9 protein-coding genes and 1 pseudogene are annotated in these 14295 nt (G+C 60.5%); 2 read left to right on the forward strand and 8 right to left on the reverse strand.

The genetic code is table 11. The features are described from left to right. Nucleotides 1-16: 16 nt before the first annotated feature. The 4 genes from AC4ANE_RS00305 to AC4ANE_RS00320 form a co-directional block, all read right to left on the reverse strand. Nucleotides 17-790, reverse strand: coding sequence for a uroporphyrinogen-III synthase (locus AC4ANE_RS00305; protein ID WP_002551372.1), 774 nt, complete (start codon nt 788-790; stop codon nt 17-19). Continuing rightward, the gene (gene hemC / locus AC4ANE_RS00310; protein ID WP_002551373.1) at nt 787-1728 is read right to left on the reverse strand and encodes a hydroxymethylbilane synthase; all 942 of its coding nucleotides are present in this window, start codon (nt 1726-1728) and stop codon (nt 787-789) included. Before hemC ends, AC4ANE_RS00305 begins: the two co-directional genes overlap by 4 nt. A 232-nt stretch (nt 1729-1960) precedes the next feature. Next, nucleotides 1961-2707, reverse strand: a complete 747-nt coding sequence (locus AC4ANE_RS00315; protein WP_002551374.1) for a LytR/AlgR family response regulator transcription factor — start codon at nt 2705-2707, stop codon at nt 1961-1963. Further along, complete coding sequence (locus tag AC4ANE_RS00320; RefSeq protein ID WP_002551375.1) at nt 2704-3786, reverse strand: sensor histidine kinase; 1083 nt, start codon at nt 3784-3786, stop codon at nt 2704-2706. Before AC4ANE_RS00320 ends, AC4ANE_RS00315 begins: the two co-directional genes overlap by 4 nt. A 133-nt stretch (nt 3787-3919) precedes the next feature. Here AC4ANE_RS00320 and argH point away from each other — a divergent pair, with 133 nt between their 5' ends. Both argH and AC4ANE_RS00330 read left to right on the forward strand, forming a co-directional pair. Then, complete coding sequence (argH, locus tag AC4ANE_RS00325; protein ID WP_002551376.1) at nt 3920-5314, forward strand: argininosuccinate lyase; 1395 nt, start codon at nt 3920-3922, stop codon at nt 5312-5314. Nucleotides 5315-5910: 596 nt separating this feature from the next. Next, nucleotides 5911-7152, forward strand: a complete 1242-nt coding sequence (locus tag AC4ANE_RS00330; RefSeq protein ID WP_002551377.1) for a nucleoside recognition domain-containing protein — start codon at nt 5911-5913, stop codon at nt 7150-7152. 4 nt (nt 7153-7156) lie between these two features. Here AC4ANE_RS00330 and AC4ANE_RS00335 read toward each other — a convergent pair whose 3' ends face one another. From AC4ANE_RS00335 to AC4ANE_RS00350, 4 genes and pseudogenes are all read right to left on the reverse strand, one after another. Continuing rightward, entirely contained in the window at nt 7157-8350 is a 1194-nt protein-coding gene (locus tag AC4ANE_RS00335) for a DUF5924 family protein (RefSeq protein WP_002551378.1), read from the reverse strand. 96 nt (nt 8351-8446) lie between these two features. Then, complete coding sequence (locus tag AC4ANE_RS00340; protein ID WP_002551379.1) at nt 8447-9823, reverse strand: M16 family metallopeptidase; 1377 nt, start codon at nt 9821-9823, stop codon at nt 8447-8449. Nucleotides 9824-9880: 57 nt separating this feature from the next. Further along, nucleotides 9881-11533, reverse strand: a pseudogene (locus AC4ANE_RS00345) (Na/Pi cotransporter family protein). A gap of 602 nt (nt 11534-12135) precedes the next feature. Further along, complete coding sequence (locus AC4ANE_RS00350) at nt 12136-14112, reverse strand: methyl-accepting chemotaxis protein (RefSeq protein ID WP_057442615.1); 1977 nt, start codon at nt 14110-14112, stop codon at nt 12136-12138. Between the last annotated feature and the right edge of the window lie 183 nt (nt 14113-14295).

The following is a 14295-nucleotide window of genomic DNA, read 5'->3' on the forward strand; positions in this document are numbered from 1 at the left end:
CGACAAGTGTCGATCATTACGCCTTGACGGCAGGCTGAGGTTGATCCCGCAACGCTGCCAGCAATGCCGTGGCGCTGGCACCACGACAATCAATAACGGTCCGGGCTCCAGCTGCCTGCGCAATGCTGGCCACCCGGGGGCTTGGTACGAACAGTGGCAAATCGGCCAGGTCTGGCCAAGAATCACCCGCCAGCTGAAGCAAATGTTCAAAACCCTGCCCACTGCTGACCACCAGCCCGTTCAAGCGTTCCACCGCAACACGTTGCGGCACGGCGTCGGGGGCATGCTGCGGCAGGTAGCGACGATACAACGGCAGGTAGTCAACTCCCACCCCCAATGCGCGCAATTGCTCGGCCAACAGTTCGCGTCCTTCGTCGCCGCGCATGATCAGCACACGGCTTCCCGGTACGGCAATCGCTTGTTTCAAGCGCGGCAACTCGAGCAAGGCTTCGCTATCATCGCCCTGCTCCGGCCAGCTCGCATCGAGCCCGTAATCAAGCAGTATCTGCCCGGTTGCTGAACCCACACTGAACCAGGGTTGCATGGGTGGCTGTGGCCACACTTCGTCGATCAGCTCGATAGCCAGCCGCGCCGCAGGTTTGCTGACCACGATCACTGCACAATAATTGAGCAGCTCGAAAATGATCGAACGCTGTGCAGGCGTCAAGGGCAATGGCTCGGTCTCGAGCAAAGGCAGGCTGCTGCTGAAGATACCGGCCTCGGCCAGCACTTTTGCCAGCGCTGCCGATTCTTCGGCCGGGCGGGTCAGCAACAGGCGCCAGGTGCTCATTCGTTGTTGGCCTCGCCATACACCGCTTTCAGAATGTCGGCGGCACCCTGCGCCAGCAGTGCTTCGGCCACCTGCACACCCAGCGCCTGGGCGGATGTCTGTGGCGCGCGGGCTTCGGCGTGCAGCAATACACTCCCGGCCGGGTCGCCCACCAGCCCGCGCAACCAGACGTCATCGCCCTCCAGCACGGCGTAACAGGCGATAGGCACCTGGCAGCCGCCGTTGAGGTGCTTGTTCAGCGAGCGTTCGGCAATCACGCGCACGGCGGTGTCTTCGTGATGCAGAGGTGCAAGCAAGGCATGAATTTCGGCATCGACGCTGCGGCATTCGATACCCACCGCGCCCTGCCCGCCCGCAGGCAGGCTGTCGTCGACGCTGATTGCCGAGGTGATACGATTTTCAAAGCCCAGGCGGATCAGGCCCGCAGCGGCAAGAATGATGGCGTCGTACTCGCCGGCATCGAGCTTGGCCAGGCGTGTATTGACGTTGCCACGCAGGAAGCGGATCTGCAGATCGGGGCGGCGTGCCAGCAATTGCGCCTGACGGCGCAGGCTGGAGGTGCCGACGATGCTGCCAGCTGGCAGTTCGTCCAGGCTGGCAAAGGTGTTGGACACGAACGCATCGCGTGGGTCTTCGCGCTCGCAGATGCAGAACAGGCCCAGGCCTTGTGGAAAGTCCATCGGCACGTCTTTCATCGAATGCACGGCGATATCGGCGTTGTCTTCCAGAAGCGCTGTTTCCAGCTCCTTGACGAACAGACCTTTGCCGCCGATTTTCGACAGTGGGGAGTCGAGCAGCTTGTCACCACGACTGACCATGGGCACCAGCGTCACGAGCAGGCCGGGATGAGCCTGTTCGAGACGGGCCTTTACGTATTCTGCCTGCCAGAGTGCCAGCGCACTTTTGCGCGTGGCGATGCGGATTTCGCGAGAGGACATTGAACAATCCGTACTGAGTGAATGCGACGGATAATAACAGCTCAATCCCGGTCAGGGCGGCTTCGGCGCTGATTGAAACTTGCGTCAGACACTGAGCCGATCAATCAATCGGCAGTGGCTGAGGGGCGCATGGGAAAGGCTGCGCGTAGGCCAGCCGAAAAGCACATGGAGCCGGAATTCTCTCCCGTTCCATGACTCGGTCTGGGCCCAGAGGCTCCAGAGCGGCGAGGCGCTAGAGCTGCTGCATCATCTTGCGTACACCGGCTACATGGCGGCGACTGACGATCAACGCATCGCCATTAAGCCCTCTGAGAAACAGCTGGAAATGCCCCAGCGGCGTGCGCTGCAACCGTTCTATTCGCTCGCGGGCCACCAGTGCATTGCGGTGAATACGCACGAAACGGTCGCCGAATTCGTCTTCCAGCGCCTTGAGCGGCTCGTCCAGCAGCACTTCGCCACCCTCATGACGCAAGGTCACGTATTTATGATCGGCGATGAAGTAGATCACCTGATCGAGTGGAATCAGTTCGATACCCTTGCGAGTCCGCGCGCTGATATGGCTGCGTGGGCCCGATCCGCTTTCAGCAGCCGGACGCGTCAACGCCGCCAGTTGCACGCGGTTTGGCCGCTCGGCTTTCCTCAATGCTTCGACGAGGTGCTCGGAACGCACAGGCTTGACCAGATAGCCGACTGCACTGACCTGAAAAGCTTCCAGGGCGAATTCATCGTGGGCAGTGCAAAACACCACCGCAGGCGGCGCTTCCCGCTCGCACAGTCGCGCTGCAACCTGCAGGCCATCGAGACCCGGCATGCGGATATCGAGCAGCACCACGTCCGGTTTGTGAGTTTCAATCAGCGCCAAGGCTTCTTCACCATTGGAGGCGCTGGGTTCCAGTACTCGATAACCCTCAATCTCATTGACCATGCGGCTCAATCGCTCGCGGGCCAGGGGTTCGTCATCAACGATCAGGACATTCATATAGCTCTGGCTTCCTGCGTGAGTCTCGCACAAGGATAGCGTAGACAGGTGTAGTGACGACCGTCACGGCGCTCCACGCTCAGACTGGCGTGCGGGCCAAAAAGTGCCGCAATACGTGCGCCTATATTCGTCAGAGCCTGCTGAGTACCGTTGGAAGTCTGCCGATTGGCAACTTCTTCATAGGGATTACTGACGCTCAATATGAACTCTCCCCCTTCATAGTTCGCTTCGACCGTTACAACGCCCCCCTCGACTCGCGGAGCAATGCCATAAATCAAAGCGTTTTCAAGTAATGGCTGCAAGGTTAGCTGGGGAATCGGCAAGTCATCGGGAATTGCACTCACCCTCCAGTCCAACTGTAGACGCTCGCCAAGACGATATTGCTCAATCGATAAATATCGTTTTGCCAATGCCAGCTCTTCGCCCCACGTTACCAGGCTGCCGGGCTTGGCCAGACTGGCGCGAAACAGGTCTGAAAGGTCGAGTACCGCCTGCTCTGCCTTGACCGGGTTGCTGGCAACCAGGCTGGCAATGCTGTTGAGGGTATTGAACAGAAAGTGCGGACGGATTCGCGCCTGCAGCGATTCGATCCTCGCGCGCAGCTCGCCTTGTTGCTGCTTGCGCCACTGACTCTGCAAATAGAAATAGCGCAGCATCAGTGCGGACATGATCAACGCAATTGTCGAGTAGCGCAGGTAGCGCTCGACCATCCCGCCGATTGAAATCCGTCCGGTGAGCTGACAGACATCGGTGACGGCTGTGCACAGCAACGTCAGGCCGACCACCAGCAGGCAACTGAGCATGCCTGCCAGCCCAGGCGTCAGGCGCGCCAGCCATGGCCGCAAACCACACAGCAGCGCTGCAGACAGCAGCACGATCCATTGCACGAACAGCGACATCAGCGCCAGACGTACCCAGTCGAAGCCGGTACGCATCGGTTCTACCAGCACCAGAACCAGCACCAGCAGCTCCGCCAGAACGACAAGCACCAGCAATGCCTGCGGCAGGCACAGTTCCGGGAGGAAAAAGTCTTTGCCGGGCACAGGCCGGGCTTCGTGTTTCACAGGTTCGATTCGCATGCCTCCAGTCTCTGCCCTGGCCTCGTCAGCGGCAAGCTGTCCGGGGATAAAAATGCATCAACCCTGTTATCATCGCAATCGCCCTTGTGCCAGGTAACGGGCACGCCACTTTCTGTTAGCAACGAGCGAATCCATGAGCACCGACAAGACCAATCAGTCCTGGGGCGGCCGCTTCAGTGAACCCGTCGACGCGTTTGTCGCGCGTTTCACTGCCTCCGTCACCTTCGATCAACGTCTGTATCGCCACGACATCATGGGCTCCATCGCCCACGCCACGATGCTGGCCAAGGTGGGCGTTCTGACCGACGCCGAGCGTGACACCATCGTTGACGGCCTGAACACCATCCAGGCCGAGATCGAGGCCGGCAATTTCGAGTGGCGCGTCGATCTGGAAGACGTGCACATGAACATTGAAGCACGCCTGACCGATCGCATTGGTATCACCGGCAAGAAGCTGCACACCGGTCGCAGCCGCAACGATCAGGTCGCCACCGATATCCGTCTGTGGCTGCGCGACGAAATCGACCTGATCCTGAGCGAAATCACGCGTCTGCAGCAAGGCCTGCTGGGCCAGGCCGAGCGCGAAGCTGAAACCATCATGCCCGGTTTCACCCATTTGCAGACTGCCCAGCCCGTTACATTCGGTCATCATATGCTGGCCTGGTTCGAAATGCTCAGCCGCGACTACGAGCGTCTGGTCGACTGCCGCAAGCGTCTCAACCGCATGCCTCTGGGCAGCGCTGCGCTGGCAGGCACCACCTACCCGATCGACCGCGAACTGACCTGCAAACTGCTGGGCTTCGATGTCGTGGGCGGTAATTCGCTGGACGGCGTATCGGATCGCGACTTCGCCATCGAATTCTGCTCGGCCGCGTCCATCGCGATGATGCACTTGTCGCGCTTCTCCGAAGAGCTGGTGCTCTGGACCAGTGCGCAGTTCCAGTTCATTGATCTGCCGGATCGCTTCTGTACTGGCAGCTCGATCATGCCGCAGAAGAAAAACCCTGATGTGCCTGAACTGGTACGCGGCAAGAGCGGCCGTGTGTTCGGTGCCCTGATGGGCCTGCTGACCCTGATGAAAGGCCAGCCTCTGGCCTACAACAAGGACAATCAGGAAGACAAGGAACCGCTGTTCGATGCTGCCGACACTCTGCGCGATTCGCTGCGTGCGTTTGCCGACATGATCCCGGCAATCAAACCCAGGCACGCGATCATGCGTGAAGCCGCGCTGCGCGGGTTCTCGACCGCGACCGATCTGGCCGACTATCTGGTGCGCCGTGGTCTGCCGTTCCGTGACTGCCACGAGATCGTTGGTCATGCCGTGAAATATGGCGTGGAAACCGGCAAGGACCTGGCAGAAATGAGCCTGGAAGAACTGCGTCAGTTCAGTAACCAGATTGAGCAGGACGTGTTTGCCGTGCTGACCCTGGAAGGCTCGGTCAACGCCCGTAACCACATCGGCGGCACCGCACCCGAACAGGTCCGCGCCGCCGTGGTCCGCGGTCAGGAACTGCTGGCCGGGCGCTGAATACAACCAAGGCATTCCTTTAGCCTGAGGAACGACCATTCAACTATCGTGCGACGCTCCGCGTCGCATGCCGTTCTGAACGCTCTGCGTCCGCTCTTGAGTGTGCGGCGCAGCGCAGACTTGTGACGCAGAGCGTCACCCACGGCATTCCCACGCTGGAGCGTGAGGAACGACCATTCAACTATCGTGCGACGCTCCGCGTCGAATGTCGTTCTGAACGCTCTGCGTCCGCTCTTGATTGCGCGGCGCAGCGCAGATTTGTGACGCAGAGCGTCACCCACGGCATTCCCACGCTGGAGCGTGAGGAACGATGACGCCTACTATCGTGCGACGCTCCGCGTCGCATGCCGTTCTGGACGCTTTGCGTCCGCTCTTGAGTGTGCGGCGCAGCGCAGATTTGTGACGCAGAGCGTCACCCACGGCATTCCCACGCTGGAGCGTGAGGAACGATGACGCCTACTATCGTGCGACGCTCCGCGTCGAATGTCGTTCTGAACGCTCTGCGTCCGCTCTTGATTGCGCCGTACGGCCTCCGCCGATTTCCCTCCAGCGCACCCCGCCGCTATCATCGCCGCATCTTGTGAGGGACTTATCCGATGCTTAATGGCCTGTGGCTTGGTTTTTTTGTCGTGGCGACGATTTCCGCGCTAGTGCAGTGGCTGGTGGGCGGCAACGCCGGCATTTTTGCGGCGATGGTCGAAAGTATATTCGCCATGGCCAAATTGTCGGTCGAGGTCATGGTGCTGCTGTTCGGCACACTGACGCTGTGGCTGGGCTTTTTGCGCATCGCCGAGAAGGCGGGCATCGTCGACTGGCTGGCCAAGGTTCTCGGCCCGCTGTTTCTGCGCCTGATGCCGGAAGTGCCGCCCGGCCACCCGGCACTGGGGCTGATTACCCTCAACTTCGCCGCCAATGCGCTGGGTCTCGACAACGCCGCCACGCCGATTGGCCTGAAAGCCATGCGCTCGCTACAGGAACTCAACCCGAGCAAGACCGCCGCCAGTAATGCGCAGATCCTTTTTCTGGTGCTCAACGCTTCCTCGCTGACACTGCTGCCGGTAACGATCTTCATGTACCGCGCCCAGCAGGGTGCTCCCGACCCCACCCTGGTATTTCTGCCGATTCTGCTGGCCACCAGCGTCTCGACCATCGTTGGCCTGTTGTCGGTGGCGTTCATGCAGCGCCTGCGGCTTTGGGACCCGGTGGTACTCGCTTACCTGATCCCCGGCGCCCTGCTGCTGGGTACTTTCATGGCCTTTCTCGGCACACTGTCGGCAGCTGCGCTGGCGGGACTGTCGTCCATTCTGGGCAACCTCACGCTGTTCGGCCTGATCATGATGTTTCTGATCATCGGCACGCTACGCAAGGTACTGGTCTACGAGGCCTTCGTCGAAGGTGCTAAGGAAGGCTTCGACGTCGCCAAGAGCCTGCTGCCTTATCTGGTCGCCATGCTCTGCGCAGTGGGCGTACTGCGCGCATCCGGCGCGCTGGACTTTGGCCTGGAAGGCATTCGCCATGTGGTGCAGTGGCTGGGGCTGGATACACGCTTCGTCGATGCGTTGCCGACCGCGATGGTCAAACCCTTCTCCGGTAGCGCCGCCCGTGCCCTGTTGATCGAAACCATGCAGACCCAAGGCGTCGACAGCTTCGCGGCATTGGCCGCCGCAACGATTCAGGGCAGCACCGAAACCACGTTCTACGTGCTCGCGGTGTACTTCGGCGCCGTGGGCATTCAGCGCGCTCGCCATGCGGTGGGTTGCGCACTGCTGGCCGAGTTTGCCGGTGTGGTGGCCGCGATCTTCGTCTGCTACTGGTTCTTCGGCACGACCGCTTCCTGATAGCTCACTGCGCCGGAGCCTGAGGTGCAGATTCCGCAGGTGCCGACTCGGCAGGCGCTGCCTCCTGCTTTTCCTGCTTCGGCTGATCGGCGGGTGCAGATTCAGGTGTGGCTTCCTCAGCCGAGTCGCCGCCCGGCTTGAGTTTGATTATCCGGCCTGTAGGTCGTTTCACGGCCGGTTGATCGTTGTCAGTGACCACAAAGCGCAGCACGCCGATCATCTGGCCGTCCTCGGTCAGCACCCTCACCTGCCAGCGCCCTGTCACGTCCTCCGGGAAGTTCTGTTTGCGTGTCCAGGCGCGATAGCCTTCCTTGCGTCCGCCGTGAATGTCCAGCGCGATCCGGTCCATCTCTTCGCCTTCATGCCACCACACATGGTAGATACGCTCGTCCAGACCGCGCGGCGCATTGATAGCGGTATACGCATACAGGCCGCCGTTGCGCAGCTGTTTGGCGCTGATCAGCGAAATACTGTCGCCTGGTGTGCGGTTCTTGTTATCGAAGTCCGGGCTGACCGCCACTTCGGTCAACCAGAGCGTCGCAGGCGGCACCCAGGAGCGCAGCAACCAGCCCGCCGCGCCGATGGCCAGGATGATGCTGATCACGGCCAGTGCGCTGCGCCAGGTGTTGAGCGGGAAGTTCGACATCAGGCTGGGTGCCGACAGCAGCATCGCCACGCCCAGCGCCAGTTTGTAACTCTCGGCGGTGGTCAGGTGCAGGATGATCGGCAGCGCGGTCAGCAGTGCCGCGAACAGTGTCAGAGTGTGCAACGTCATGAACAGCCAGCGTCTGGGCGCCAGCCACTTGTAGTAGAGAGGGTCGATGATCGAGATCAGCCCGGCGGCGCCAAGCACCGTAGTGAATACCGCCTGACCACTGTTCCAGGTGGTGGTGATGAAAAAGAACGGCAACACGAAAAACAGGCTTTCCTGATGGATCATCTGCGTGCCGTAGCGCAGCAAACCCTGCGGAATCTCGCGGCCCAGCGCCTTGTTGAGCAGCCCGACCATGGTGTTTTCGACCATCAGCCACAGCCAGCTGATCAGCATCACCACGGCGATCCAGGTGGCCAGCCCTGCCTGGCGGTCAACCAGGATAAAACTGGCGATACCTGAAACGAAACCAAACGCCGCAATGAGCCCCGGATAGCGCTGCATCAAGTTGAGCACGGGCGTCACATAGCGGTTCACGTCAAACATTCGGGGGTTCACTCGGTTCTGTTCATACAAAAAACCGCGCAGCGTAACAAGCGCGGCGCGCAGCCAACACCACCAATGCAGTTCGGCGTCAGCATTCTATTTATTGCGTACACGCCAGCGCCACACGGCCAACAAGGCTATCAGGCCCAGCACCCCACCAATCAGCCAATACAGGCCGTCATAACTGAACAGAGGCTTTTCAATTCGCATGTAGCCCGGCTGGGCGAGCAGCTGGCGCATGGCCTGACTGGCTGTCTCCAGTTTCACCGCCTTGATGCGTTTGGCCGGGTCTTCGAAGCGCCCGTTTTCGTAATCATTGAGCGCGCTCCAATAATAGTCGGCCAGCGCACTATTGCCTTGTGTGGCCCACGATTGCCGGTCGATGGCGAGCTGTTGCAACCGCGCAAATGTAGCGGGCTGCATGCCGTCTTTTTGCAGGCGCTCGACCAAACTGCGGATGTCCCGCTCGGCTTCATCGGCATCGTCACGTTCGACATCGGCATTCAGGCTCAAAAACCCGACATCGCCGAACACTTCCCGCTCGGCAGAAGGACCGTACGACAAGCTGTGTTTCAGACGCAGCTCAGTGTAGAGCGTCCAGTCAAGATAGGCTTTGACCAGCTCCCAGGTTTCGTCGTGCTGGTCGTCAAGTTGTGGCTCGGGGTAGATCAGGTGCAGCTTGGCACTCTCGCCCAGCCCGCCGCGCTCAAGCTCGCGTCGCGGCTCGGCTGAACCCGTGCTTTGCGCCAGCGGCGGGTGATCGATGGGGTCGGTGGGTGCCAGTTTGCCGTAGGTGCGCTCCAGATAGGCTGGCAGCAGCTTGTCCAGATCACCCACCACAATCAGCGTCATGTTGTTGGGGGCGTACCAGTTGGCGAAGACGTCTTCGATGTGCTCCAGCTGGATGCCGTCCACCTCGGGACGTTCAGCGCATTTGAGGCCCAGCTCCACCGCCAGCTGGCTGCTGGCGCTGCGCCCGGAATCACGCTGGTCAAGCAGGCGCTGCAAGTGCGAAAAATGCCCGCCGTCTTCTCGTTCTACGACTCGTTTGACGCCGTCCAGTCGTGCCTGGCTGAGTTCGGTTCTGGTCATGATCTCCAGCAGCAGGTCGAGCACCTTGCGCTGGTTGCGCGCAGGCGCTTCAATCACGAAGGTGGTATCGGCGTTGCTGGTGAAGGCGTTCCACTCGCCGCCCAGTGCCTGCATGCGCTCCTCCAGCCCCCCCTCACCGCTGTCATCCACGCCGCTGAACAGCAAGTGTTCCAGCAGGTGCGGCAGCTCCTTGTCCTGACAGGGGAAGTCATCGAAACCGATGCCTACCACCAGCCGGATGGCGACGTGACCCTTTTCGGAACCGGGCTTGAGAAGGACTTGCAAACCATTGGGCAGCAGATAGCCCTCGACCTGAAGGCGGTCAAGGGCAAACGAAGGGAGTGAACCGAGGAGCAGACAAGCGAACAGCAGGCAACGCATAAAACAGCTTTCCTGGCGGGCCGGTATGTTTAACAGACTTCACCTCGGCCCTTACGTTCATAGTGATCGTTCGGGCTCGCTCTCGCTCGACAAGGCCCCGGTGTCGGCCGTTTCCAGTACCACATAAGCGCTGCTGCAAAACAGCGAGTTCAGGCGTTTCATGTCGGCAATCAGTTCCAGGTGCAGCGAACTGGTCTCGATACTCTGCACAACCTTCTGCCGCAGGCGGCTGACGTGAGCATGCGCCAGACGGCGTTCCTGGGCTCGAAAACGGCGTTTTCACGCAGTAATTGACGCGCGCTTTCCTCGTCACCGCTGAGGAACACCGAGAGCCCCAGACGCAGGTTCGACTGCAACTGGATCTGCAGATCGGCGAGTTCTTCCAGGCCGACTTCCGAGAATGAGCGGCGGTGCGAGGTCTTCTGCTGCTGGATCTTGCGCAGCATGCGTTCGATCAGGCCACTGGCCAGTTCCAGATTGATGGTCAGCTCGATGATCTCGGCCCAGCGCCGGTTATCGTGCTCGCCGAGGTCCTCACGCGGCATCTGCGCCAGGTATAGCTTGATCGCGCTGTAGAGCGCTTCCACGTCATCGTTGAGGCGGCGCACTTCCTGAGTGACCGCCGTCTGCGTGCCGCGCAGCACCGCCAGCATCGAGCCCAGCATGCTCTCGATCAAGTCGCCCATGCGCAGGGTTTCGCGCACCGCGTTGGCCAGGGCCAGGCTGGGCGTCGACAATGCGGTCAGGTCCAGATGGCGAGGTTTGGCCAGGCCACCGACCTCGTTCTGCTGCGGCAGCCAAGGCCGCGCACAACCGCGCCATCGGGCCAACGGTAGGCAGCATGATCAGGCAGCGCAACGTGTTGTAGATCAGGTGAAAGCCAATCACCAACTCCTGCGGACGAAAGCCCAGCGTGTCGATCCAGGCAACCAGCGGGTCGAGCACCGGAAAGATCAGCAACAGGCCGAACAGCTTGTACAACAGACTGCCCAGCGCCACCTGCCGACCGGCGACGTTCTGCATGCTGGTACTGAGAAAGGCCAGCAGGCCGCTGCCGATGTTGGCCCCGATCACCAGGCCGATCGCCACCGGCAAGCCAATGACTTCCGTGCCCGCCAAGGTGGCTGTCAGCAGAACTGCCGCGAGGCTGGAATAGGAGATCAGCGCAAACATGGCACCGACCAGCGCATCCAGCAGAAGGTCGCCGGTCAACGAGGCAAACAGCACCTTGACCCCGGCCGCCTGGGTGATCGGTGCAGCCGCTGCGACGATCAATTGCAGCGCCAGCACGATCAGGCCCAGGCCGATACCGACCCGTCCCAGTTGACCGGCACGGGTCTGCTTGCGCGACAGGAAAAACACTACGCCAAGGAAGATCAGCAACGGCGACAGCCATGACAGATCGAACGTCAGCACGCGGGACATCAATGCGGTGCCGACATCGGCGCCAAGCATGATCACCAGCGCAGGCGTCAGCGTCATCAGCCCCTGGCCGACAAACGACGTCACCAGCATGGCGGTGGCGTTGCTGCTCTGCACCATGGCTGTCACCAGAATGCCGGCGATGAACGCCAGTGGTCGCTTGGACATGTTCTGGCTGAGTAAACGACGAAGTTGTGCACCGTAAACACGAAGGATGCCAGTGCGCACGATATGCGTGCCCCAGATCAGCAGGGCGACGGCAGATAGCAAATCGAGCAGGGTCAGCATGCTGAAAGCCCCCTGAGGTTTGCCCGTTCAGGCGATGAATTGAAAGATGTGCATGTAGCGAGCGGGGAAAGGGTGTAACGCTCTACTAAGCTTTTAGTCGGCTATTGGCCTTGGCGCCAGCATCGCACAGGGTGGGATTCATTGAAATAAAAGTGTCATAAATCCGCACCGCAAATGCAAGACCGGACGCGGGAGCGTCGCACGATGGCTGAAGAGCTTCGGCACGACAGTTGGATTATCGTTCCGCACGCTCCAGCATGGGAATGCCTTGGGTGACGCTCTGCGTCACAAGTCTGCGCCGCACCACAAACGCAAGACCGGACGCGGAGCGTCCAGAACGGCATGCGACGCGGAGCGTCGCACGATGGCTGAAGAACTTCGGCACGACAGTTGGGATTATCGTTCCGCACGCTCCAGCGTGGGAATGCCGTTCGTGACGCTCTGCGTCACAAGTCTGCGCCGCACCGCAAACGCAAGACCGGACGCGGAGCGTCCAGAACGGCATACCCACGCGGAGCATGGGTACGATGGTGTTCTTGAGAGCACTTATCGCTCTCCGACGCGGAGCATCGGCACGATAGTCGTGAGGCTTCCAGCAGCCATCAACGGAACCGGTCAACCTCGTTACGCAGTTCTGTCGCCAACCCATTCAGCTCCTGAGCGGTGACCGCCAGGTTGGACATCACCTGGCGCTGTTCGCTGTTGGCCATGGCGATGCTTTGCAGGTTGCTGCTGAGCATGGTGGCGGTGCTGCTTTGTTCCTGGGTGGCGGTGGTGATGGCGGCGAACTGGTGACCGGCCGAGCGGCTTTGTTCGTCGATCTGGGCCAGTGCCGAGGCCACTTTGGCGTTAAGCGACAGGCCTTCCTGCATCAGGGTGTTGCCCTGTTGCATGGTGCTGATGGCGTTGCCGGTTTCCTGCTGAATGCTGGCGATCATGCCGGAGATTTCGTCCGTCGCTTCACGGGTACGAGAAGCCAGGCTGCGCACTTCATCGGCCACCACGGCAAAGCCGCGGCCTTGTTCACCGGCACGTGCGGCCTCGATGGCGGCGTTGAGTGCCAGCAGGTTGGTCTGGTCGGCAATCGAGGTAATCACCCCGACAATGCTGCCGATCTCCTGCGAACGCTGGCCCAGTGTGTCGATGACCGTTGCTGTACTGCTCAGCGAGGTTGCGATCTGTTGCAGCGATGAAGACGCCTCGTCCATCGAGGTACGACCAATGCGCGTCTGCTGCGCATTTTCCTGTGCCAGACGCTCGGTATTGCTCATGTTGTCAGCGATGTTCATCGACGTGGCGCTGAACTCCTCGACGGCACCGGCCATGCTGGTGATCTCGCCGGACTGTTGCTCCATGCCCTCGAACGCGCCGCCGGACAGGCCGGACAATGCGTGGGCGCGCGTGCTGACTTCCTGCGCCGCGGTGCGGATATGCGACACCATTGATGACAGCGCTTCGCTCATCTTGTTGAAGCTGCCCGACAGTTGCCCGATCTCGTCGTTGCTGGTCACATTGAGGCGTACGCTCAGGTCGCCCGCACCCAATGCATCGGCCTGGCGTACCAGTTCGGACAGTGGACGCAGCTTGCTGCGCAGTAGCCAGATCGCGCTGATCACTGCGATCAGCATGGCCAGCACACTGCCGATGGCCAGCTGGGTGCCGACGTTCCAGGTCACTTCACTGATTTCGTCACGCGGCATGCTGGCGATGACGGTCCAGGGGCCGCCGGCGAACGGCTGGCCAACGCTGTAGTAGTCGTCATCGCCGTCATCCCAGAACTGCGCCTTGCCCGGTTTGCTGGCGAGGTCGGCAACGGACTTCGCTGCACCGTCCAGAGATTTGACGCCCGCCGGCGGAACCAGCCAGGCACCTTTTTCGTCCAGCAGTGCCAGCGAGCCGGTAGAGCCAATGCGAAAGCTCTTGAGGTTATCGAACTGGGTTTTCTGTGCGTCGGTGTAATCGAAGCCCACAAACAGCGCCGCAATGATCTTGCCGCTGCTGTCGCGAACCGGGCTGTACTGAGTCATGTAATAGCGATCAAACAACACCGCTTTGCCCACATAGCTCTGACCGGCGATCAAACGCTCGTAGGCTGCGCCCTTGCGATCCAGCACGGTACCGATGGCGCGCGTGCCATCCTGTTTGCTCAGAGAGGTGCTGATACGGACGAAGTCGTCGCCGCTGCGCACGAAAATCGTCGCCACGCCCGCGGTCATCGAGCGGAATTCATCAACCTCGGCAAAATCGTTGTTCAGTGCGGTATCACGCAGAAACAGGCCTGGCGTGGAAGTGCCCGCTACCGTGACCGGTTTGTCGGGTTGCAGGTTCAGGCCACCGGCAAAGCGCTTTTCGAACAGACCACTGAGGCGCTGAGTGCTATCGCGCAGGGTGCTGTGGAACGTGCTCAACTGGTCGGCGAGCAATCTGGCTTCGCTCGACATGTGCTCTTCGCGAATGACCAGGTTGGACGCGTCCAGAGACCTTAACGCGAACAGGGTGCTGCCGCTGATAACCACAGCCAGGATCACGGCCAGAGCAATACCGAGTTGCGAGGCAATTCGGGTACGGGGCTTGGACATAGAGACTCCATGCCGAATGATTGGAGTTGCCTGATCCGTGGCTTACCATTCAGCGAACAAATTAATGAGTGTTTTAAGCTGCCTGAACAGGCATTCGTTAAGCAGTGCTTCGGCCACCAGAGTCGTTACTTGAGTAACGGTCGCGACATTAACCAATGATGGCAGTTCAATACTAAACTAATT

The sequence above is a fragment of the Pseudomonas sp. Pme6b genome (assembly GCF_058129925.1).

Excerpts from the sequence above, each read along its gene's own strand:
- AC4ANE_RS00305 (WP_002551372.1), bottom strand. The coding sequence starts at position 790 with ATGAGCACCTGGCGCCTGTTGCTGACCCGCCCGGCCGAAGAATCGGCA.
- hemC (WP_002551373.1), bottom strand. The coding sequence starts at position 1,728 with ATGTCCTCTCGCGAAATCCGCATCGCCACGCGCAAAAGTGCGCTGGCA.
- AC4ANE_RS00315 (WP_002551374.1), bottom strand. The coding sequence starts at position 2,707 with ATGAATGTCCTGATCGTTGATGACGAACCCCTGGCCCGCGAGCGATTG.
- AC4ANE_RS00320 (WP_002551375.1), bottom strand. The coding sequence starts at position 3,786 with ATGCGAATCGAACCTGTGAAACACGAAGCCCGGCCTGTGCCCGGCAAA.
- argH (WP_002551376.1), top strand. The coding sequence starts at position 3,920 with ATGAGCACCGACAAGACCAATCAGTCCTGGGGCGGCCGCTTCAGTGAA.
- AC4ANE_RS00330 (WP_002551377.1), top strand. The coding sequence starts at position 5,911 with ATGCTTAATGGCCTGTGGCTTGGTTTTTTTGTCGTGGCGACGATTTCC.
- AC4ANE_RS00335 (WP_002551378.1), bottom strand. The coding sequence starts at position 8,350 with ATGTTTGACGTGAACCGCTATGTGACGCCCGTGCTCAACTTGATGCAG.
- AC4ANE_RS00340 (WP_002551379.1), bottom strand. The coding sequence starts at position 9,823 with ATGCGTTGCCTGCTGTTCGCTTGTCTGCTCCTCGGTTCACTCCCTTCG.
- AC4ANE_RS00350 (WP_057442615.1), bottom strand. The coding sequence starts at position 14,112 with ATGTCCAAGCCCCGTACCCGAATTGCCTCGCAACTCGGTATTGCTCTG.